Origin of the sequence: Pseudoalteromonas sp. NJ631 (assembly GCF_000276645.1) — a bacterium.
In the GTDB taxonomy this organism is placed as follows: Bacteria; Pseudomonadota; Gammaproteobacteria; order Enterobacterales; family Alteromonadaceae; genus Pseudoalteromonas; species Pseudoalteromonas piscicida.
The window spans coordinates 50,575-68,546 of the sequence record NZ_AKXJ01000021.1; the positions used below are offsets into that span (position 1 = coordinate 50,575).

The window sequence follows — 17,972 nt, forward strand, 5'->3', positions numbered from 1 at the left end:
GATATATGTCATTTGATGGTGATCCCTAGGGTATCCCAAATTTCGTCAACGCGTTGTTTAACCTCGGGATCCATAACGATAGGCTCGCCCCATTCACGGTCGGTCTCACCCGGCCATTTGTTGGTTGCGTCCATACCCATTTTAGAACCAAGTCCGGACACAGGGGAAGCAAAATCGAGATAATCGATAGGCGTGCTTTCAACTAAGGTGGTGTCTCTTGCGGGATCCATACGTGTGGTTATCGCCCAAATTACATCATTCCAGTCGCGAGCATTTACATCATCATCGCAAACAATGACAAACTTGGTGTACATAAATTGTCTAAGGAAAGACCATACACCCATCATCACGCGTTTAGCATGCCCCGGATACTGCTTTTTCATGGTGACGACCGCCATGCGGTATGAGCAGCCTTCTGGTGGAAGGTAAAAATCGACGATTTCCGGAAATTGCTTTTGTAAAATCGGCACGAATACTTCGTTGAGGGCAACACCAAGAATGGCTGGCTCATCAGGCGGGCGGCCTGTATAAGTGCTGTGATAAATAGGTTCTTTGCGATGCGTCATATGGGTGACAGTCATTACAGGGAAGTCGTCAACTTCATTGTAGTAGCCGGTATGATCGCCATAAGGGCCTTCTGGCGCGAGTTCGCCCGGTTGAATATATCCTTCTAAGACGATTTCGGCACTCGCTGGTACTTGCAGCTCGTTAGAAATAGATTTAACGACCTGCGTTTTACTACCACGCAGTAGACCTGCAAATGCATATTCGCTCAAGGTATCTGGAACCGGGGTCACCGCACCTAAAATCGTCGCCGGATCAGCGCCAAGTGCAACTGATACCGGATACGGTTCGCCCGGATGCTCTTTGCACCACTCTTGAAAATCAAGCGCGCCACCGCGATGTGATAGCCAGCGCATAATAATTTTGTTTTTACCCAATAACTGCTGACGATAAATCCCTAGGTTCTGACGCTTTTTATAAGGACCTTTGGTTACCGTTAACCCCCATGTGATTAAAGGTGCGGCATCACCAGGCCAGCAATGTTGAATAGGTAGTTTAGTGAGATCGACCTCATCACCGCTCAATACGACTTCTTGGCATGGGGCTTTTTTCACTTCTTTGGCAGGCATATTCAACACTTGTTTGAATACCGGTAGCTGGCCAATGGCTTCTTTAATTCCCTTCGGTGGATCGGGTTCTTTTAAAAAAGCGAGTAACTTGCCTACTTCTCTAAGTTCACTGACATCGCTTTGTCCCATCCCCATTGCAACGCGCTTTGGTGTGCCAAATAGGTTAGCCAGTACCGGAATGTCATAACCAACAGGGTTTTCAAATAGGATAGCGGGTCCACCTGCTCGCAGCGTTCGGTCTGCAATTTCAGTCATTTCTAGTTTGGTGGAAATGGGCTGCTTGACGCGAACAAGTTCTCCTTGTTTTTCAAGCTGGGCTATAAAATCTCGTAAGTCTTGGTATTTCATCGGCGCACTATGAGTTGAGTTTGGCCTAGTATATCAACTAGGCATATTTTTCCTAGCTGTACGGATGGGGTGGTGAAAAGGTTTAGTTACTCACTTTTGCGTCTACACTATTGCGAAATAGACTACACTTTCAGAACTTATCGGCTTGTCAGTACGCCGGAGCAAGTGTATAAATTGTTATAAAAAGATGTGTGTGTTGAGTTGTTTTGATATGAAACAAGCAAGAATCGACTTTCGATGTAGCTCACATACCCTTTGCGCTATAGTCGCCGCGGTTGCATAAAACGATATCCTGAGGGGTCTGAGTTTGAAGTTGATGTCAAAATTGCTCGGGGGGCTGCTGTTGCTGTTTTGTATTTCAGCACCAGCTAACGAGTTACCATATTATACTTTTTCTAATCATAGCGCGGTGATGTTGATCATCGAGCCTACGTCTGGAAAAATTTTGGATGCCAATAAAGCTGCCGCCGCATTCTATGGTTATAGCGAGGCGGTACTAGAATCAAAAGTCATTCAAGATATCAACTTATTTACCGCCGAGCAGGTTGCCAATGAGCGTCAAGCAGCTTTAAATGAAGGCCGCAACTATTTTATCTTCCAACATCAAACTGCAGACGGTAGTGTGAAAACAGTAAGTGTTCACTCAACGCCGTTTGAAAATAGTGATGGCAAACCTAGATTACTTTCTATCATTCAAGATATGAGTGAAAAGCGTAAGCTACAGCAAGATCTCTGGCACTACCAAGCTAACCTTGAGCAGCAGGTCTTGTTACAGACTGAAAAAATCAAGCAAGCCAATATGGTACAGGTCATTTTGTTAACTGCGGTAATTGCTGTGCTTATTCTATCGATGGCGGTATTGATGACCGTTTTGGTCAGGCTAAGGCGCTCCAATCAGCGAGCACAAGATCAAGGCGCAAAACTCAGTGCCATTTTTGATGGTATTAAAGCATACTTGGTGTTTACGGATGAAACTCATCACATAGAAGCCGCTAATGGTTCAGTATTAAAGGATTTTGATAGTTTAGAAGCGTTAAAATCAAAATCTATTTATACCTTATTTGATGTGCTTGATAGTGAAAAGCTGCTAACGGAAGGTACGCTGGAGTGCCAACTCGATGCGCGTTTTGACTATCGTAATGTTCGGGTTTCTTGTGCCCCTGTGGTGAGTGAAACACAAGCAAAACTTGGTTTTATCTATGTTATTCAGGATATTACGGAAGAACTTGAGAATGAGCGAGAGCAGCGTTTAGCAAGTACGGTATTTGCGACAACCACGGAAGGCGTGTTGGTCTCCGATAAACATAATCAAATCCAAATGGTAAATCGCGCATTTAGCGAAATTACAGGCTTTGGCATGGATGAAGTGATAGGGGAGACTCCATCAATCCTAAACTCTGGGCGTCACGATGAGCGCTTTTTCAATGCGTTATATGATGACTTGGTTAATAAAGGCCATTGGGAAGGAGAGATTTGGAACAAGCGCAAAAATGGTGAAATTTATCCGAGTTGGCTGCAGGTATCCGCAGTATTTAATGAAGCTCGGGAAATTGATATGTATGTAGCTCTATTCAGCGATATTACCTCGAGAAAACGTAATGAACAGTTGATGTGGCAGCAAGCCAACTTTGATAGTTTGACGGGCCTTGCAAATCGCCATCATTATCACGTTAAATTTGATTTAGCGTTAAAACGAGCAGCTCAGCTAGAAGAGCGCTTTGCTATTTGTTTTATCGATCTTGACCGCTTTAAAGCAGTGAATGACACGCTTGGGCACCATATTGGTGATCTATTACTCAAAGAAGCAGCAAACCGTATTAATGAGTGCGTGCGCAGCTCTGATACCGTTGCAAGGTTAGGTGGGGATGAGTTTGCTTTATTGTTACAAGATATAAGTTCTATCAGTGATTTAGAGCTGGTTGCGACGAAGATTTTACGTGCGTTAGCCAACCCTTTTCATTTGGAAGGGCACGAAGCTTATGTCTCCGGTAGTATGGGGATCACGCTTTACCCAGATGACGGCACCGACCGAAAAATTTTGCTCCGTAATGCCGACAGTGCAATGTATAAAGCCAAGGAACATGGTCGCGACTGTTTTCAATTCTATACTTCAGCGATGCATCAACATGCCAAAGCGCGTAGCGTGTTAGAAAGCGCTTTGCATAAAGCACTGTCTAATCGAGAATTATCACTGGTGTACCAGCCCATTTTTTCACAGCTTGGCAGCGGCGACCTCGTTGGCTGCGAGGTGTTGTTAAGATGGAAAAGTGAGTTGCTGGGCCATGTTTCACCCGATCAGTTTATTCCCGTTTGCGAAGAACTAGGCCTTATCTTACCCATTGGGGAGTGGGTGTTATATCACGCTTGTTCTCAAGTTAAAGCCTGGCAAGACAACTACGGTAGACCCTTATTTATTGCAGTTAACGTTTCTAGTATTCAGTTTAAACGCCAAGATATGGTTGAGCTAGTAAGAAAAGTACTTAGAGATACCAAACTGGAAGCAAAGTATCTGACATTGGAAATCACAGAGTCGGTACTGGTTGAAAACTCAGACAAAATATTGTCACAATTAAAAGCATTAAGAGAAATGGGCGTAGAACTGGCGATTGACGACTTCGGTACTGGATATTCGTCGTTGAGTTATCTCAAGCGCTTCCCGCTTTCTAAATTGAAAATTGATAGAACCTTTATTCGTGATTTACCTGAAGATGAAGAAGATAAGGCGCTCGTCAGTGCGATTATCTTGATGGCGCACAAATTGAACCTAAAGGTCATTGCAGAAGGGGTTGAAACCCCTGCACAATGCATGTTTTTAAAGAATTTACTGTGTGATATGACACAAGGCTATTTTCATTCTAAGCCTGTGGCACAACAAGAGTTTGAAGCAAACGTTTTGACTATGCAGTATCACAAGCAAAGTCACAGTTAACAGGGGTAGTCTTGGCATAACTTAGCTAGGGCCGTTTGTGCTTTATGATTACCTTGCTCGGCGGCAAGTTTAAGCCAGTGGATCGCTTTTTTAATGTCTTTTGCACCACCTTCACCGTCGCGAAGCATTGTTCCATAGTTATATTGTGCCCAAGGGTTGCCAGTTTTAGCCGCTGCTGCAAATCCCGTTTTTGCTTCTTCAAAGTTTCCTTGGCTGTAAGCGTGAATTGCTTCTTGATTCTGTGCAGAGATCTTAGGTCCGTTATATAGTGGCTTCGGCTTTTTAAATCGTTGTCTAACAACACCGCCAAGTACATGGATCCCGACGGGTCTGTAGACTGAGACTATGGTGTCATCGTCAAGTAAGTCTAATAGGTTATCTTTTTCTAGCGTCAGCCTTTGTGGTTTAAAATAATGATCGGTCATTAGCATGCTGACACGGATATCTCGGGTGATGTTACGCATCGTACGGTAAGTGTAGGCGCTTTCCTTTACTTCAATGTTGTCATCTGTCAGCTCAGTAATTTGTAAGACCTGAAAAGCCGGATCATAAACTTGCCCAGTGTTTTTACCAGCATCAAAAATAATCAAGTCATCGATTTGTGGGGATGCTAAGTATGTTTGATAACTAGCGATTTGTTGTTGATGCTGGTTATAAAAGTAAAGTGCAATAGTGACCACAATCAGTGCCGACACGGGAACTTTATATTTACTGATAAAGTTGAATATTGTGTCGTAAAAGGAAAAAAATACGCTTTTGATTTCCATATTCTATTAGTTAGTTGTGTGTGGATATGTCTAAGGTAGGCAACTTGAGTGTAGGGGACAAGTGTACTTGTCCCCATAAGTGTAAGATTTTATTTCCCTGCCATTTTCGTTTTGGCGTCGGCTGCCATTAAGGCAAATACGGCGTATGCCGCGGTATTTTGCTTTAATTTTGCCGGATCGACTTTATCAAGCGTGTCATCAGCTGTGTGGTGATAATCAAAATAATCCGTGCCATCTTGGTGTAAAGCGAAGATTGGCGCCGATGTGGCATTTTTCAGCGGAATTAAGTCAGGACCACCATGTGCGCTATTCTTGCCAATATAAGTAACGCCGAGCGGCGCCAATTGCTTTGCAATCTCACGTACAACTGGTAAGGAAGCGGCATTTACGTTTGATTCAAACGCATACACTACATCTGCACCAAAATCGGACTCGGATGCGGCTACGATGCGGTCTAATTCTGCCTGATGCTTTTTAAAATAAGCTTTTGCTCCCCAGAGACCGAGTTCTTCTGCTGCAAATAGGACTACGCGGACACTACGTTTAGGGCGTTTTACATCGGCAATGTGCTTTGCTGCTGCCATCGTCAATGCAACACCAGCGCCATCATCGAGTGCACCAGTACCCAGATCCCAAGAGTCTAAGTGACCACCAATTAAGACATATTGCTCTGGAAATTCGGTGCCCGTGAATTCACCGATGACGTTGTAACTGGTTCCTTCACCTAAGTCCTCGGTTTGAATATTTAGCGCGACTTTAACGGCATGACCTGAGTTGATAAGGCGTGCTAGCTGATCTGCATCTGGGTTCGCAACTGCAGTGGACGGGATCTTTGTCACTCCCGCTTTATAGTGACTGCCGCCAGTATGCGCGAAGCGGTGGTGGCTGGTGCTGACTGAGCGCATCATATAGGCGATAGCGCCTTTTTTAGCGGCTTCTACGGCACCGCTATTACGAGCTCTTACCGCAGGTCCATAGCCATTACCATCAATGTCGCGGTTCATGCGGTAATTAATAAAGGCTATTTTACCTTTTAAGCTATTGTCTGGCGCAGCAATCAGCTCATCGAGGGTTTCAAATAAAACTACCTCACCACTTAGTCCATCTTTTGGTGTGCTGACGCTGTTACCGAGTGCGGTAAGGTGTAGCGGTTGTTCGCTCGGTATCAGGATTTTTGCAGATTCATGGTAGCGGCGCCATTCAGGAAAGGTCGCTTCCTCAAGCCAGACTTTGTCAAAGCCCAATTGCTCAAGTTGTTTCTTTGCCCAAGCTACCGCTTTTTTATCATTTTCGGTACCCGGTAAGCGTGGGCCTACTTCTGTGGTGAGGGATTCTAGTAGTTGCCAGCTTAGGTTGCTGTGGCTTGCGGCTTCTCTAACTTGTTTAACTTGTTCTAATTGTTGTGTAGTAAATTCTTCGGCTTGCAGTGCTGTGCTCAAACCTGCGCTTAATAAACCAAATGCCAATAGTGATTTAAACTTCATGATAATCCTTGGTAAAAATGGAGTTACCGAGAGATTAAAGCATAAATTGTGATGTAAGTCCGTGTATTGCGATGAGGGAAATTCATCCACAATCTAGGGGGGCTTTATCTTGGAATAATAGAGTAAAGCGGTTAGCGAATTTACACATTTGGTATAAAATACGCGATTAAGATAGCGAATAGGAAAGCACTGTGTCGATCACTTCATTTTCTCAATTACCTCTAAACCAAGCGCTTGCTCAGCGCCTTGTAGATCTTAACTACATGGTGCCAACGGCAGTACAGTCTGTGAGTTTAGCGCCGGCGCTGACTGGACGAGATTTAGTCGTGAAAGGGAAAACCGGATCTGGTAAAACACTGGTGTTTTCACTTGCGCTGCTGAATAAGTTGCAGCCTGACAGCAATGAGGTTCAGGCTTTGGTGTTATGTCCAACGAGAGAGTTGGCTGATCAAGTCGCACAAGAAATCAGAAAAGTTGCGGCTTTAATTGGTAACGTCAAAGTGCAAACACTCTGCGGAGGAACGCCAATTGAACCTCAAACTCGGGCGTTACAACATGGCGCGCATATTGTTGTTGGTACACCCGGTCGGGTTGAAGAGCATGTTTTTAATGGCTCACTCATGCTAACTGAAACGCAGACTGTGGTATTCGACGAAGCCGATCAGATGCTGGATATGGGCTTTACTGAAACGCTAGAAAGCATTCTAGTGTATGTGCCTGAAGTTCGACAAACACTAATGTTTAGTGCGACTTACCCAGACAAGATCATGAAACTGGCGAAGCAATATATGCGTGAGCCAGAGTTTGTTGAAGCGAAAGAAGAACAAGCACACCACAGCATTAAGCAAACCTTTTATAAATTAGACAACAATAAAATGCGCTTTAACGCACTGAGAGTGCTGTTAATGCAACACCAGCCGCAAAGCTGTATCGTTTTTTGTAATACCAAAGCTGAGACTAAGCGACTATTCGAAGAATTACGTCAAACTGGACTAGCTTGCGTCGAGTTACATGGCGATTTAGATCAAGGTGAACGTGAATGGTCATTGCTCACTTTTGCTAACAAGAGTGCCAATATTCTAGTTGCCACTGACGTTGCCGCTCGAGGGCTTGACGTTGAGGAAGTTGAGCTTGTGGTTAATTATCATTTGGCGCTTGAGCCGCAGACGCATATTCACCGTGTTGGTCGTACGGGTCGGGGTGAGCACAAAGGTATCGCAGTATCTCTTTATGGAGAAAAAGAAGCCTTCAAAATAAAACAGTTGGCGGAAATATATGGTCAAGAGCTAAAACATGGCACGTTGCCGAGTCATTCGCTGCTCGAAAAACCAGCCTATAAGTCGAATATGGTGACCCTCATGATTGAAGGCGGAAAGCAGCAAAAGCTTCGCAAAGGAGATATCGTGGGCAGTTTGACTGGTGAAGAAGGCATAAGCTTCAAGCAAATTGGTAAAATCAATATTTATGATGTGCAAACATTCGTGGCTGTAAAACGCGAGGCAGTGAAGCCTGCACTACGTAAGCTTAACAATAGTAAGATTAAAAATAAGCGCTATAAAGCCTTACGTGCTTAAGGCCTGCTTGAGTATTTCATACTCATTCATTAAGCGTTTGAATGTTTCCTCATCACCTGATTTATCCGGGTGATGAGTCAAGGCCAGTTTTCTCCAACATTGGCTTAACATCCTGCGATCATAACCTTTAGGAAGTCTCCAGCGCGTTTTAATCGCGTTTAATTCGTCAGGTTTGATGGCAAGTCGCTGGCGAGCGCCGCTAAATGTAAACTGTTGCCAAAAATTATCTAACAGAGCACTCACTTCTTCACTACTGGTTTCGTAATGCTGCCAGTCTAAATAATAACTTCTGAGCGGGTCATCTAACGCTAATGAATGTTCACCTAGTTGTGGAGCTAGATAAATATTGAGTGCTTCTACATGTAGATACAGGCCCTCAGCGAATACTTCTTGCTGGAGTTGATACAGGGCATTCATGATCAGGAAGTTACGTTTAAATAGATTTTTATTTTCATCTTCATCAAGGCGAGGTAGTTGCTGTTGTTCCATCAGAGCGGCGGCAATAGTGTGCACTTTTAAAGATTGATTTTGACAAATTAGTCTAAAAATAACATCTGTTAGCGGATTGAACATTGTCGCCTCTTTAGTCTTGGTGTATCTTCACACTACCACGCAGACTAAATGATAAGCAATGGAGAGCAACAATGAATTTATCGAGGCTACTAAAGCCCTGGTCTGTGTTTGCCTGTAGCCTGTGTTTCTCCAGTTGTTTTCAAGTTAACGCCACACTAAATGATAGCACCCTTGCTGAGCGGATCTCAGAGGTGGAGCAAACCACCAATTGGCAACAACAAAAAATGCTGGGCACTGAGTTGCTCACGGAGCAAAACCTAGGAAAGACAAGAAAAATAGAGCTTTTGCTTAGTCTAGGTAAGTCTGCTTACAAACAGAATCAATTCAAAGATGCACTCGTTTTTCTCAATCAGTTAGAGTTGATAACGCAATCAGATAGGCTGAGTGACAACCATTTTTCAGCGGTAAAGGTTCAAGGGATCTGCTACTTTTACCTTGGTCATTATCAACAGGCAATTGAGTTTTACTCACGGGCATTAGCGTTAGCTGAGCAACGTAATGTCCCCATCGAAATGGCTAATTTACATAGTAATTTGGGGTTAGCGTATTTTAATAGCTTCACACTTGACTTGGCACTGCATAATTATTTAAAAGCAGATGAGCTTTACCAAGAGTTTGGTAATGCTCAAGATCATGCCGATATTTTACTGAATATATCGGGTGTTTATATTCGCCAAGGAGCCTATGACAAAGCGGAAGAAATGCTCCATGAAGCCCTAAACGCATTCGTCGAGCTAAACGATGAATATGGTGTTGCACTAGCTCAAGCAGATCTTGGCGTGCTATACACTGAGACTAAACGTCCCGCGCTTGCCAAAGCGTCGTACCAAGCAGCAATTGCTTATTATGAAGCGCAGAATGACGTCCGCCACTTGTCATTTGAATATGGCAATCTTGCTTTATTGAGCTATTCACAAAACCAATTAGAATTAGCCGAAAAAGAAGCAAACTTTGCGCTCTATTATGCCGAAAAGGCTCAGAATCCTGCCAACCTCATGGAAGCTCAGTTCACCTTAGCACAAATCTTCTTCGCTCAAGGGCGGCTAACAGAAGCGCTGACTAATGCAGAGCAAAGTTTAGCGGCGAGTCGAGTTATGCATGAACAGAAAAGAGAGCGAATGGCACTTCGTTTGTTAGCGCTGATTGAGGCTGCACAAGGAAATATTAAGCGCGCTAGAGATTATGACTCACAAAATTTGGAAGCGCAAAATCGCTTGATGAATGATGACATGCTGAAACGGATTAATGACTATCGTGCTAAGTATGAGGCTAGTGAACTTTCTCGAGAAGTCGAAGTGCTCAAGCAAGAACAAAAATTACAGCTACTGAAAGAGGAGCAGCGCAGCCAATTACAATTGTTGGGTGTTATCATCGCGCTATTAACCTTACTGACCACTTTCGCACTCTATCGACGTAAGGTTGAGCAAAGAGCAAAACTGGAGTTAAGCCAAAAAGTAGCGTTGAGAACATCTGAGCTCCAGCAAAAAGCGGATGAATTAAAAGCGGCCAATCAAGTGAAAAGTCAATTTCTGGCAAACATGAGCCATGAAATCAGAACGCCACTTACTACGGTGCTGGGACATGCAGAAGACTTGTTGGTCGAACAAGATTTAAATGCTCAGGCACAAGCATCGGTCAGAACTATTTATAATCAAGGATTACATTTACGCGATCTCGTCAATGATATTTTGGATTTAAGTCGAATCGAAGCCGAGCGATTAGAGCTAGAAGCAACTGAATTTTCGGTAGGCAGCTTACTTGCTGACTTATGTGATATGTTTCAACAAAATATACAGAGTAAGCAATTAGAGTTTATTGTTTGTGATCAGGTAAGGGCTAACGCTTATGTACGTTTGGATTACATTCGAGTAAAACAAATACTAATAAACTTGCTAAGTAATGCCCTAAAGTTTACCGAAAAAGGCCGTATCGAATTGGAGGTATCTGAAACGCACCATGGTTTACAGTTTGTGGTGAAGGACACCGGTATTGGTATGACTGAGCAGCAGATAGGTCGAATTTTTGATAATTTCCAACAAGCTGACAACAGTATAACAAGGCGCTTTGGGGGGTCTGGGCTGGGGTTAAGTTTGTCGAGCCAGCTTGCCCACATGATGAATGGTGAAATCAAAGTACAAAGTGTTGTTGATCATGGCAGTGTTTTCTCTTTCTGTGTCCCTTGTACAGTTTACCTCAATACGGCTATTACCGAAATTCAAGAACCGCAGTCCAAGCAACCTTTGCTCTCAGGTACGGTGCTGGTTGTGGAAGATCACCCCGAGAATCGGCAACTATTCTCTCGCATGATAGAGAGAACTGGTGCAACGGTTATTGTAGCCGAAAATGGTGCTCGAGCAGTTGAACAGTGTCTTAGCGACTTTCCTGATTTGGTGCTTATGGATATTCAAATGCCAAGAATGGACGGGGTGGAGGCACTTCGGATCATTCGCTCAGCGGGCTACTCTGGTCCAATATACGCGTTAACCGCTAATGTGCTGATGGAAGAGGTAAAATCATATATTGACTCAGGATTCAATGGTCACATTGGCAAGCCGATTAATAAAAGTGAATTATTAGCGGTATTGAATACGCATTTAAACTTCGAGTCTGACGGCAAAGCGTATGAACTTAATATTGATTTATCAGATTTGCGAGATAGTTTCGCAAGCACTTTTGAGCAAGAGCGCTACTTGTTGATTGATGCGTGGCAAAACAAAGATCTGAGCACTCTTCAGACTATTTGTCATAAGTTGGCGGGGGCGGCATCCATGTTTGAATTTCCAGAGCTTGCAAGTATCGCTATAGAATTTGAGAAGGTATTAAAGCAAGGAAGTGAAGATCAATTTCAATCTCTGTTTCTTGCAATGTGTGATCAGCTAAAATCTCAAGAATCTCTAGCCTCCTAAAATAATTCTATATCATTTGAATCTTCCACCTTTAAATTGTCAGGTTGCTCAATATCACTGGTTGAAACTCTAGAGCTATCTTTTCTAGTCGCTAATTCCGGCGTGTAGTCAGCAATTTTAAAAATAGACAGCTTTTCATGAATGCTTTGTGATAAGGCTATCAGATCGCGATTGGAGACGGCCTGTATTTTTGTACTTGAAAGAGCATCGGAATTTAGATGTACCATTGACTCTATACTTTCTTGAGCTGCGTCAGAGGCTTGTTTCTGCTCTCCAACTTGTTGATGAATGTCATGGGACATTTGATTGATAGAAAGCATTGCGTTTTCTATTTCATCAACTTCTTTCGTCGACGCTTCGCTTAATTTCACGGTATTGGCGGTTTCTTGCAGCGCCGCTTGCATCAGCGCATGAACGGATTCTGTGCCGGATTGTATTTTCCTAATTACCAGGCTTACTTCCTTAGTTGATTGGCTTGTTCTTGCTGCAAGATTACGCACTTCGTCAGCGACGACAGCAAAGCCTCGGCCAAGCTCGCCTGCTCGTGCGGCCTCAATTGCAGCATTTAGCGCAAGTAAATTGGTTTGCTCTGCAATACCGTTAATGACTTCAAGCACAGAACTAATTTCATTGCTATCTGTTTTGAGCAGTTCTATTTGTTCACTGGTTTTTTTGATGTTATCTGCAAGTGTTAGCAGACTTTTTTGGCTTTTATCGGTATCTAATCGGGTCTGTTTCACTGCAGTCGTCGCGTTTTCTACGGATGCGTAGATTTGCTCTAAACTCGTATCTAAACGCGCTGAAATCTCTAACATAGACTGTATAGAGGTAGCTAAGTATTCACCATGCGTATGTTGTAGTGTTGCCTTTTGTGTCATGGATGCATAGGTATCTCTTAAGCTATCCGCCATAGGGTGAAGTCGAGAAGAAGATGCGTATACTTCACTAATAATATGTTCTATAACGGCGAAACAATCATTCATTAGTAGGCAGGACTTAGAAATATTTTTATCTTTTTCGTTAAAGCGATACGTGAGGTCGACGCCATTGTCAGTGATAAAATTACGAACTAGGTGCTCCATATGTTTTTCAGCGGAAGTGGTTTTTTTAAAATATAATAATTGCAATAGTGCCCCTAGTGTTAAAGCGCCAATTGTAACGGCTACTTTAGCCTCATCAGAGGATAGTAAGGTAATTGCGAGTGTTACAGAAGCCAAGTTAAAAAGCGTGACAGCGGCAATAATACGACTCGGCTTCATTCTATATCCCTAGGCTCATTACTCAAATACGGTTTAATTTTATTAGGTAGGTATAGAACAAAAATAGGAAGTTGGCGAACCTGAAATGCAAAAAGCCAGCATAAGCTGGCTTTTCAGTAAGTAGACTCTAATTCTACTTACTTACGACGCATTGAGTCGAAAAACTCATCGTTTGTTTTGCTCATGGAAAGCTTATCAATAAGGAATTCCATCGCATCGATTTCACTCATTTCATGGACAATCTTACGCAAGATCCACATTTTCTGAAGTTCATCAGTTTTTGTCAGTAGTTCTTCACGACGAGTACCTGAGCGGTTGAAGTCGATAGCTGGGAATACACGTTTTTCCGCAATCTTACGGTTTAGGTGTAGTTCCATGTTACCCGTACCTTTAAACTCTTCGTAGATAACTTCATCCATCTTAGAGCCAGTATCGATAAGTGCCGTTGCGATGATGGTTAAGCTTCCGCCTTCCTCAACATTACGCGCAGCACCAAAGAAGCGCTTAGGCTTGTGAAGTGCATTGGCATCAACACCACCAGTTAATACTTTACCTGATGAAGGAATAACCGTGTTGTATGCTCGGGCAAGACGTGTAATTGAGTCAAGTAGAATAATAACATCCTTCTTATGCTCCACTAAGCGCTTTGCTTTTTCGATTACCATTTCAGCTACTTGAACGTGTCGGTTAGCTGGTTCATCAAACGTAGAGGCAATAACTTCACCTTGAACAAGGCGCTGCATCTCAGTTACTTCTTCCGGACGCTCATCGATAAGTAGGACCATCAAAGTTGCATCTGGGTTGTTGTATGTGATGGACTGAGCAATGTTTTGTAGCAACATTGTCTTACCAGCCTTTGGTGGTGCAACGATAAGTGCACGTTGACCTTTACCGATTGGAGAGGCAAGGTCTAATACTCGAGCGGTAATATCTTCTGTACTACCATTACCTCGTTCCATTACCATACGCTCATTAGCATGAATAGGCGTTAGGTTTTCGAATAGGATTTTGGTACGAGAGTTTTCAGGCTTATCGAAGTTAACTTCGTTAACTTTCAATAATGCAAAATATCTTTCGCCATCTTTTGGTGGTCTGATTAAACCAATGATGGTATCACCGGTACGCAGGCTGAAACGTCTAATCTGGCTCGGAGAAACATAAATATCATCAGGGCCAGCTAGGTAAGATGCTTCTGAAGAACGTAAAAAGCCGAAGCCATCTTGTAAAATTTCTAAAACACCGCCGCCGTATATATTCTCGCCGCTTTTCGCGTGCGCTTTCAAAATAGCAAAGATAATATCTTGTTTTCTTAAACGAGCTACGTTTTCAAGTCCCATGGACTCAGCCAGTTTTACAAGTTCATTGATTGACTTGTCTTTTAATTCGCGTAAATGCATATTGGTGGGTTCTTTATTACAGTTGTCATTCTCGTTAGTTTCACGAGAGAGGTTGATTTGATAAAGCTTAAAGGTTTGTGGCTTTATAAGTTAGCAGCTAGGCGTCGGGTCGTCCAGTGTTTATACAAATTTTATTCTATTAAAAATGATATAGATCAGCTTTACAACTGCGGCAGTTATGCCGCAGAGTGTGTAACAACCTGAATTACAGGTTGTTTTCTAGGAACTCAACGAGTTGAGTCTTAGATAGAGCACCAACTTTAGTTGCTGCTACTGCACCATCTTTAAACAGTAATAGTGTTGGAATACCACGGATACCGTACTTAGGTGGAGTACCTGCGTTTTGGTCGATATTTAGTTTGCCGATCGCTACGCGGTCACCGTGTGATTCTGCAACTTCATCAAGGATAGGCGCAATCATCTTACAAGGGCCACACCATTCTGCCCAGAAATCTACTAGTACAGGCTTGTCAGATTTGATTACGTCAGCTTCAAAGCTGTCATCAGTTAGTTGGATAATTTTGTCGCTCATTACGCTCTCCGTTAGAATTAGGCGAAATATTTAATGCGTATTTAAACACTCTTGTTTCTTATTGCAAGTTTAAACGTTATGCTTTATTGCTATGACTAAGACACATTTGACCAATAAAAAATTCAACGACTTTGCTTTAGCACCGGAAGTGGTCGCCGGTTTACAGGAAAATGGCTTCGAATTTTGTACGCCAATCCAAGCAAAGTGTATACCTTACATCTGTGAAGGCCGCGATATCGCGGGCCAGGCACAAACTGGTACGGGCAAAACTCTTGCGTTTTTGACCGCGACCTGTCATCGCCTATTGCAGACTAAAAAGGATAAAAAAACGCAACCTCGTGCAATTATTATGGCACCGACTCGAGAGTTGGCTATCCAAATACATAAGGACGCGCAAGTCATTGCGCCACGTTGTGATCTTAAGCTTGCCCTTGTATATGGTGGCGAAGATTACGAAAAACAACGGGCTCAACTGGAAAAAGGCGCGGATATACTAATCGGAACGACTGGGCGTTTAATCGATTTTTATAAGCAGGGTGCTTATAACCTCAATGATATCGAAGTGGTTGTGCTAGATGAAGCAGACCGAATGTTTGATTTAGGTTTTATCAAAGACATTCGTTATTTGTTCAATCGCATGCCAGGTCGTGAAGAGCGATTAAATCTATTATTCTCTGCAACACTGTCATACAGAGTGCAAGAGTTAGCATTCGAACACATGACCAATCCTATTCATGTGCAAATTGAGCCAGATGTTAAAACGGGCAAACGTATTCAAGAAGAGCTATTTCACCCGTCAACAGATGACAAAATACCTTTACTGCTGACTTTGATTGAGGAAGAGTGGCCAGAGAAGGCAATCATTTTTGCTAATACTAAGCACAGCTGCGAAAACGTATACGCATGGCTGAAAGCAGATGGCCACCGTGCAGGCTTGCTTACTGGAGACGTGAATCAAAAGAAGCGCCAGTCAATTTTAGCGCAGTTTACGCGTGGCGATGTTGATTTATTGGTGGCGACTGATGTTGCTGCACGTGGTTTACATATTCCTGAAGTAAGTCATGTGTTCAACTTCGACTTGCCGGATGACAGAGAAGACTACGTTCACCGCATTGGTCGTACGGGTCGAGCTGGTGCATCTGGACATGCGATTAGTTTTGCGTGCGAGCAATACGCCTATAATTTACATGAGATAGAGGAATACATAGAGCATGCAATTCCTGTTTCTCATTATGATAAAACAGCACTATTAACTGACTTGCGTGCGCCTCAAGTAAATAAACGTCGTCATTCAGGCCATGGTAATAGTGGTAACAAACAACGTGGTGGTGGTCGCCGAACAGGTGGCTACAGAAAACCACAATCCAAGTAAACTTGGATAGTAAAGTAGTAAGCGCTTAAAGCGATTTGTTGAGGTTTAAAAAGTGGCAAAGACTGCTTCGAAGGAAGATATTTACGCTGTAATAGACTTAGGGTCTAACAGCTTTCATATGTTGATAGCGAAACATATGGCAGGCGGTATTCACACAATTGGCCGTGTGAAAAGGAAGGTGCGGCTGGCATCTGGGCTTAATGACCAAAATGAATTGTCGCTTGAGGCGATGCAAAGAGGATGGGAATGCCTTGCTTTGTTTGCTGAGCGCTTACAGGATATCCCCAAGCAAAACGTTAGTATTGTCGCGACAGCGACATTGCGTTTGGCTACTAATGCTCACACATTTATCGAAAAAGCGGAGCAGATCCTTAATCATCAGGTAAATGTGATCAGTGGAGAAGTGGAAGCGAAAACCATTTATAAAGGTGTCGCTCACACATCCGCCTGTCAAGGTAAGCAACTTGTTATTGATATCGGTGGCGCGAGTACCGAAGTTGTGATCGGAAAAGGCTTTGATGCCTTACTGTATAAAAGCTTAAATATGGGCTGTGTGACTTATCTTGATAGGTATTTCAGCGATGGCCTATTAAGTCTCGAAAACTTTGACGCTGCTGAACAGGCTGCAAAGCAGGTAATACAGCCTATCCAGGCTAAATATATAAAGCTTAGCTGGGAGTTAGCCATTGGTGCGTCAGGTACTGTTCAAGCCATTCAGGAAATTTTCGCTGCGATGGGCGAGAATGAACAACTGACGCTAAGCAAGTTAGAAGAAGTAAAGCTTAAAGCAATTGAATGTGAAACGGTGGCTGCGCTAACTTTACCTGGGCTAATTGAAGAACGCCGCTTAGTCTTTGTATCGGGCCTTGCAATTTTGATTGCACTATTCAAGTCATTGGATATTCAATCTATGGGTCTTGCCGGTGGCGCACTTCGTGAGGGTGTACTCTATAGTATGATCCCTGATTTTCAGGCTGTTGATATCTGTCAGCGCACATTGGATGGTTTCACTCAGCGTTATCACGTTGATACCGAGCAGGCGCTACGAGTATACGAAGTGGTGTCTGATATTATTGCCCAAGTGTCATCAAGCTGGAGTCTGGATGAACAAGCGAGTCTGCACTTGGCAAAGGCAATCGCATCTCTTCATGAAATAGGCTTGCTGATCGACTATAAACAGTACCATAGACACAGCGGCTATATATTGGCGAATACTTCGATGCCTGGATATAGCAAAGCGCAAAAAGATATTATCGTTGCTATCGTTAAAAATCACAGAGCCGATCTTGTTGCCAACGATTTTGATCGATTAGGTTGTCACTTTAAGTACGCTAAGCTGTTGTGCGTCGTAGTTCGACTTGGTGTTTTGCTATCTATGCGTAGAAAAGACGATGTTCTACCTAAAGTAACAGTTCAAGCCAACAATGAAGAGAAAAAGTCCCTGACAATGCAAATGCCCGATCCTTGGTTATCTCTTCATCCGTTGATGTTAGCGGAGCTCGTTCAAGAAGCGGCTTACCTATCAAAATTCGGTTGGGAATTAAAAATAGAGCGCGTTTAGCGCTCTTTTTGTTTGTAAAACATGCAAAAACAACCGCCTTAGAGTGATTTCTATCCAAACGATCTGTTTTTCGCAATTTTCTTTTAAAAAAGGGTTGCACTAAAATCGGATCGCCCTATAATGCGACCCCACTGACA

12 protein-coding genes are annotated in these 17,972 nt (G+C 43.1%); 5 read left to right on the forward strand and 7 right to left on the reverse strand.

Features of this window, described 5'->3' with window-relative positions; all coding sequences use genetic code 11:
• Positions 1-8: 8 nt before the first annotated feature.
• Positions 9-1,481 (reverse strand): 4-hydroxy-3-polyprenylbenzoate decarboxylase, encoded by a 1,473-nt coding sequence (gene ubiD / locus A587_RS0122635; RefSeq protein ID WP_017219413.1) that lies wholly within the window; start codon positions 1,479-1,481, stop codon positions 9-11.
• Positions 1,482-1,797: 316 nt separating this feature from the next.
• On the opposite strand from ubiD, the gene A587_RS0122640 reads away from it, so the two are divergent.
• On the forward strand, positions 1,798-4,410 hold the full coding sequence (locus tag A587_RS0122640; RefSeq protein ID WP_017219414.1) for a sensor domain-containing protein: 2,613 nt from the start codon (positions 1,798-1,800) through the stop codon (positions 4,408-4,410).
• Here the strand turns inward: A587_RS0122640 and A587_RS0122645 are convergent.
• Together A587_RS0122645 and A587_RS0122650 are read right to left on the reverse strand one after the other, a co-directional pair.
• Positions 4,407-5,177 (reverse strand): tetratricopeptide repeat protein, encoded by a 771-nt coding sequence (locus tag A587_RS0122645; RefSeq protein WP_017219415.1) that lies wholly within the window; start codon positions 5,175-5,177, stop codon positions 4,407-4,409. The two genes, A587_RS0122640 and A587_RS0122645, sit on opposite strands and share 4 nt — an antisense overlap.
• 89 nt (positions 5,178-5,266) lie before the next feature.
• Positions 5,267-6,661, reverse strand: a complete 1,395-nt coding sequence (locus A587_RS0122650) for a M20/M25/M40 family metallo-hydrolase (protein ID WP_017219416.1) — start codon at positions 6,659-6,661, stop codon at positions 5,267-5,269.
• 191 nt (positions 6,662-6,852) lie between these two features.
• Between A587_RS0122650 and dbpA the strand changes: the two genes are divergently transcribed.
• The gene (gene dbpA / locus A587_RS0122655) at positions 6,853-8,235 is read left to right on the forward strand and encodes an ATP-dependent RNA helicase DbpA (protein ID WP_017219417.1); all 1,383 of its coding nucleotides are present in this window, start codon (positions 6,853-6,855) and stop codon (positions 8,233-8,235) included.
• On the opposite strand, the gene A587_RS0122660 is transcribed toward dbpA, so the two are convergent.
• Positions 8,224-8,808, reverse strand: coding sequence for a DNA-J related domain-containing protein (locus tag A587_RS0122660; protein WP_010378167.1), 585 nt, complete (start codon positions 8,806-8,808; stop codon positions 8,224-8,226). The genes dbpA and A587_RS0122660 overlap by 12 nt on opposite strands.
• Before the next feature lie 71 nt (positions 8,809-8,879).
• Between A587_RS0122660 and A587_RS0122665 the strand changes: the two genes are divergently transcribed.
• On the forward strand, positions 8,880-11,714 hold the full coding sequence (locus A587_RS0122665; RefSeq protein ID WP_017219418.1) for a response regulator: 2,835 nt from the start codon (positions 8,880-8,882) through the stop codon (positions 11,712-11,714).
• Here the strand turns inward: A587_RS0122665 and A587_RS0122670 are convergent.
• The 3 genes from A587_RS0122670 to trxA all read right to left on the reverse strand — a co-directional run bounded on the left by A587_RS0122670 (position 11,711) and on the right by trxA (position 14,902).
• Complete coding sequence (locus A587_RS0122670) at positions 11,711-12,973, reverse strand: methyl-accepting chemotaxis protein (RefSeq protein ID WP_017219419.1); 1,263 nt, start codon at positions 12,971-12,973, stop codon at positions 11,711-11,713. The genes A587_RS0122665 and A587_RS0122670 overlap by 4 nt on opposite strands.
• Before the next feature lie 137 nt (positions 12,974-13,110).
• Positions 13,111-14,370 carry a transcription termination factor Rho gene (gene rho / locus A587_RS0122675; protein WP_017219420.1) on the reverse strand — a complete coding sequence of 420 codons (1,260 nt, stop codon included), beginning with the start codon at positions 14,368-14,370 and terminating at the stop codon, positions 13,111-13,113.
• Positions 14,371-14,575: 205 nt separating this feature from the next.
• A complete protein-coding gene (trxA, locus tag A587_RS0122680) occupies positions 14,576-14,902 on the reverse strand; it encodes a thioredoxin TrxA (RefSeq protein ID WP_010378172.1) in 327 nt (108 codons plus the stop codon).
• Between the two features lie 91 nt (positions 14,903-14,993).
• Here trxA and rhlB point away from each other — a divergent pair, with 91 nt between their 5' ends.
• On the forward strand, positions 14,994-16,274 hold the full coding sequence (gene rhlB / locus A587_RS0122685) for an ATP-dependent RNA helicase RhlB (RefSeq protein ID WP_017219421.1): 1,281 nt from the start codon (positions 14,994-14,996) through the stop codon (positions 16,272-16,274).
• 52 nt (positions 16,275-16,326) lie between these two features.
• Positions 16,327-17,835 (forward strand): guanosine-5'-triphosphate,3'-diphosphate diphosphatase, encoded by a 1,509-nt coding sequence (gene gppA / locus A587_RS0122690; RefSeq protein ID WP_017219422.1) that lies wholly within the window; start codon positions 16,327-16,329, stop codon positions 17,833-17,835.
• Positions 17,836-17,972: the final 137 nt, after the last annotated feature.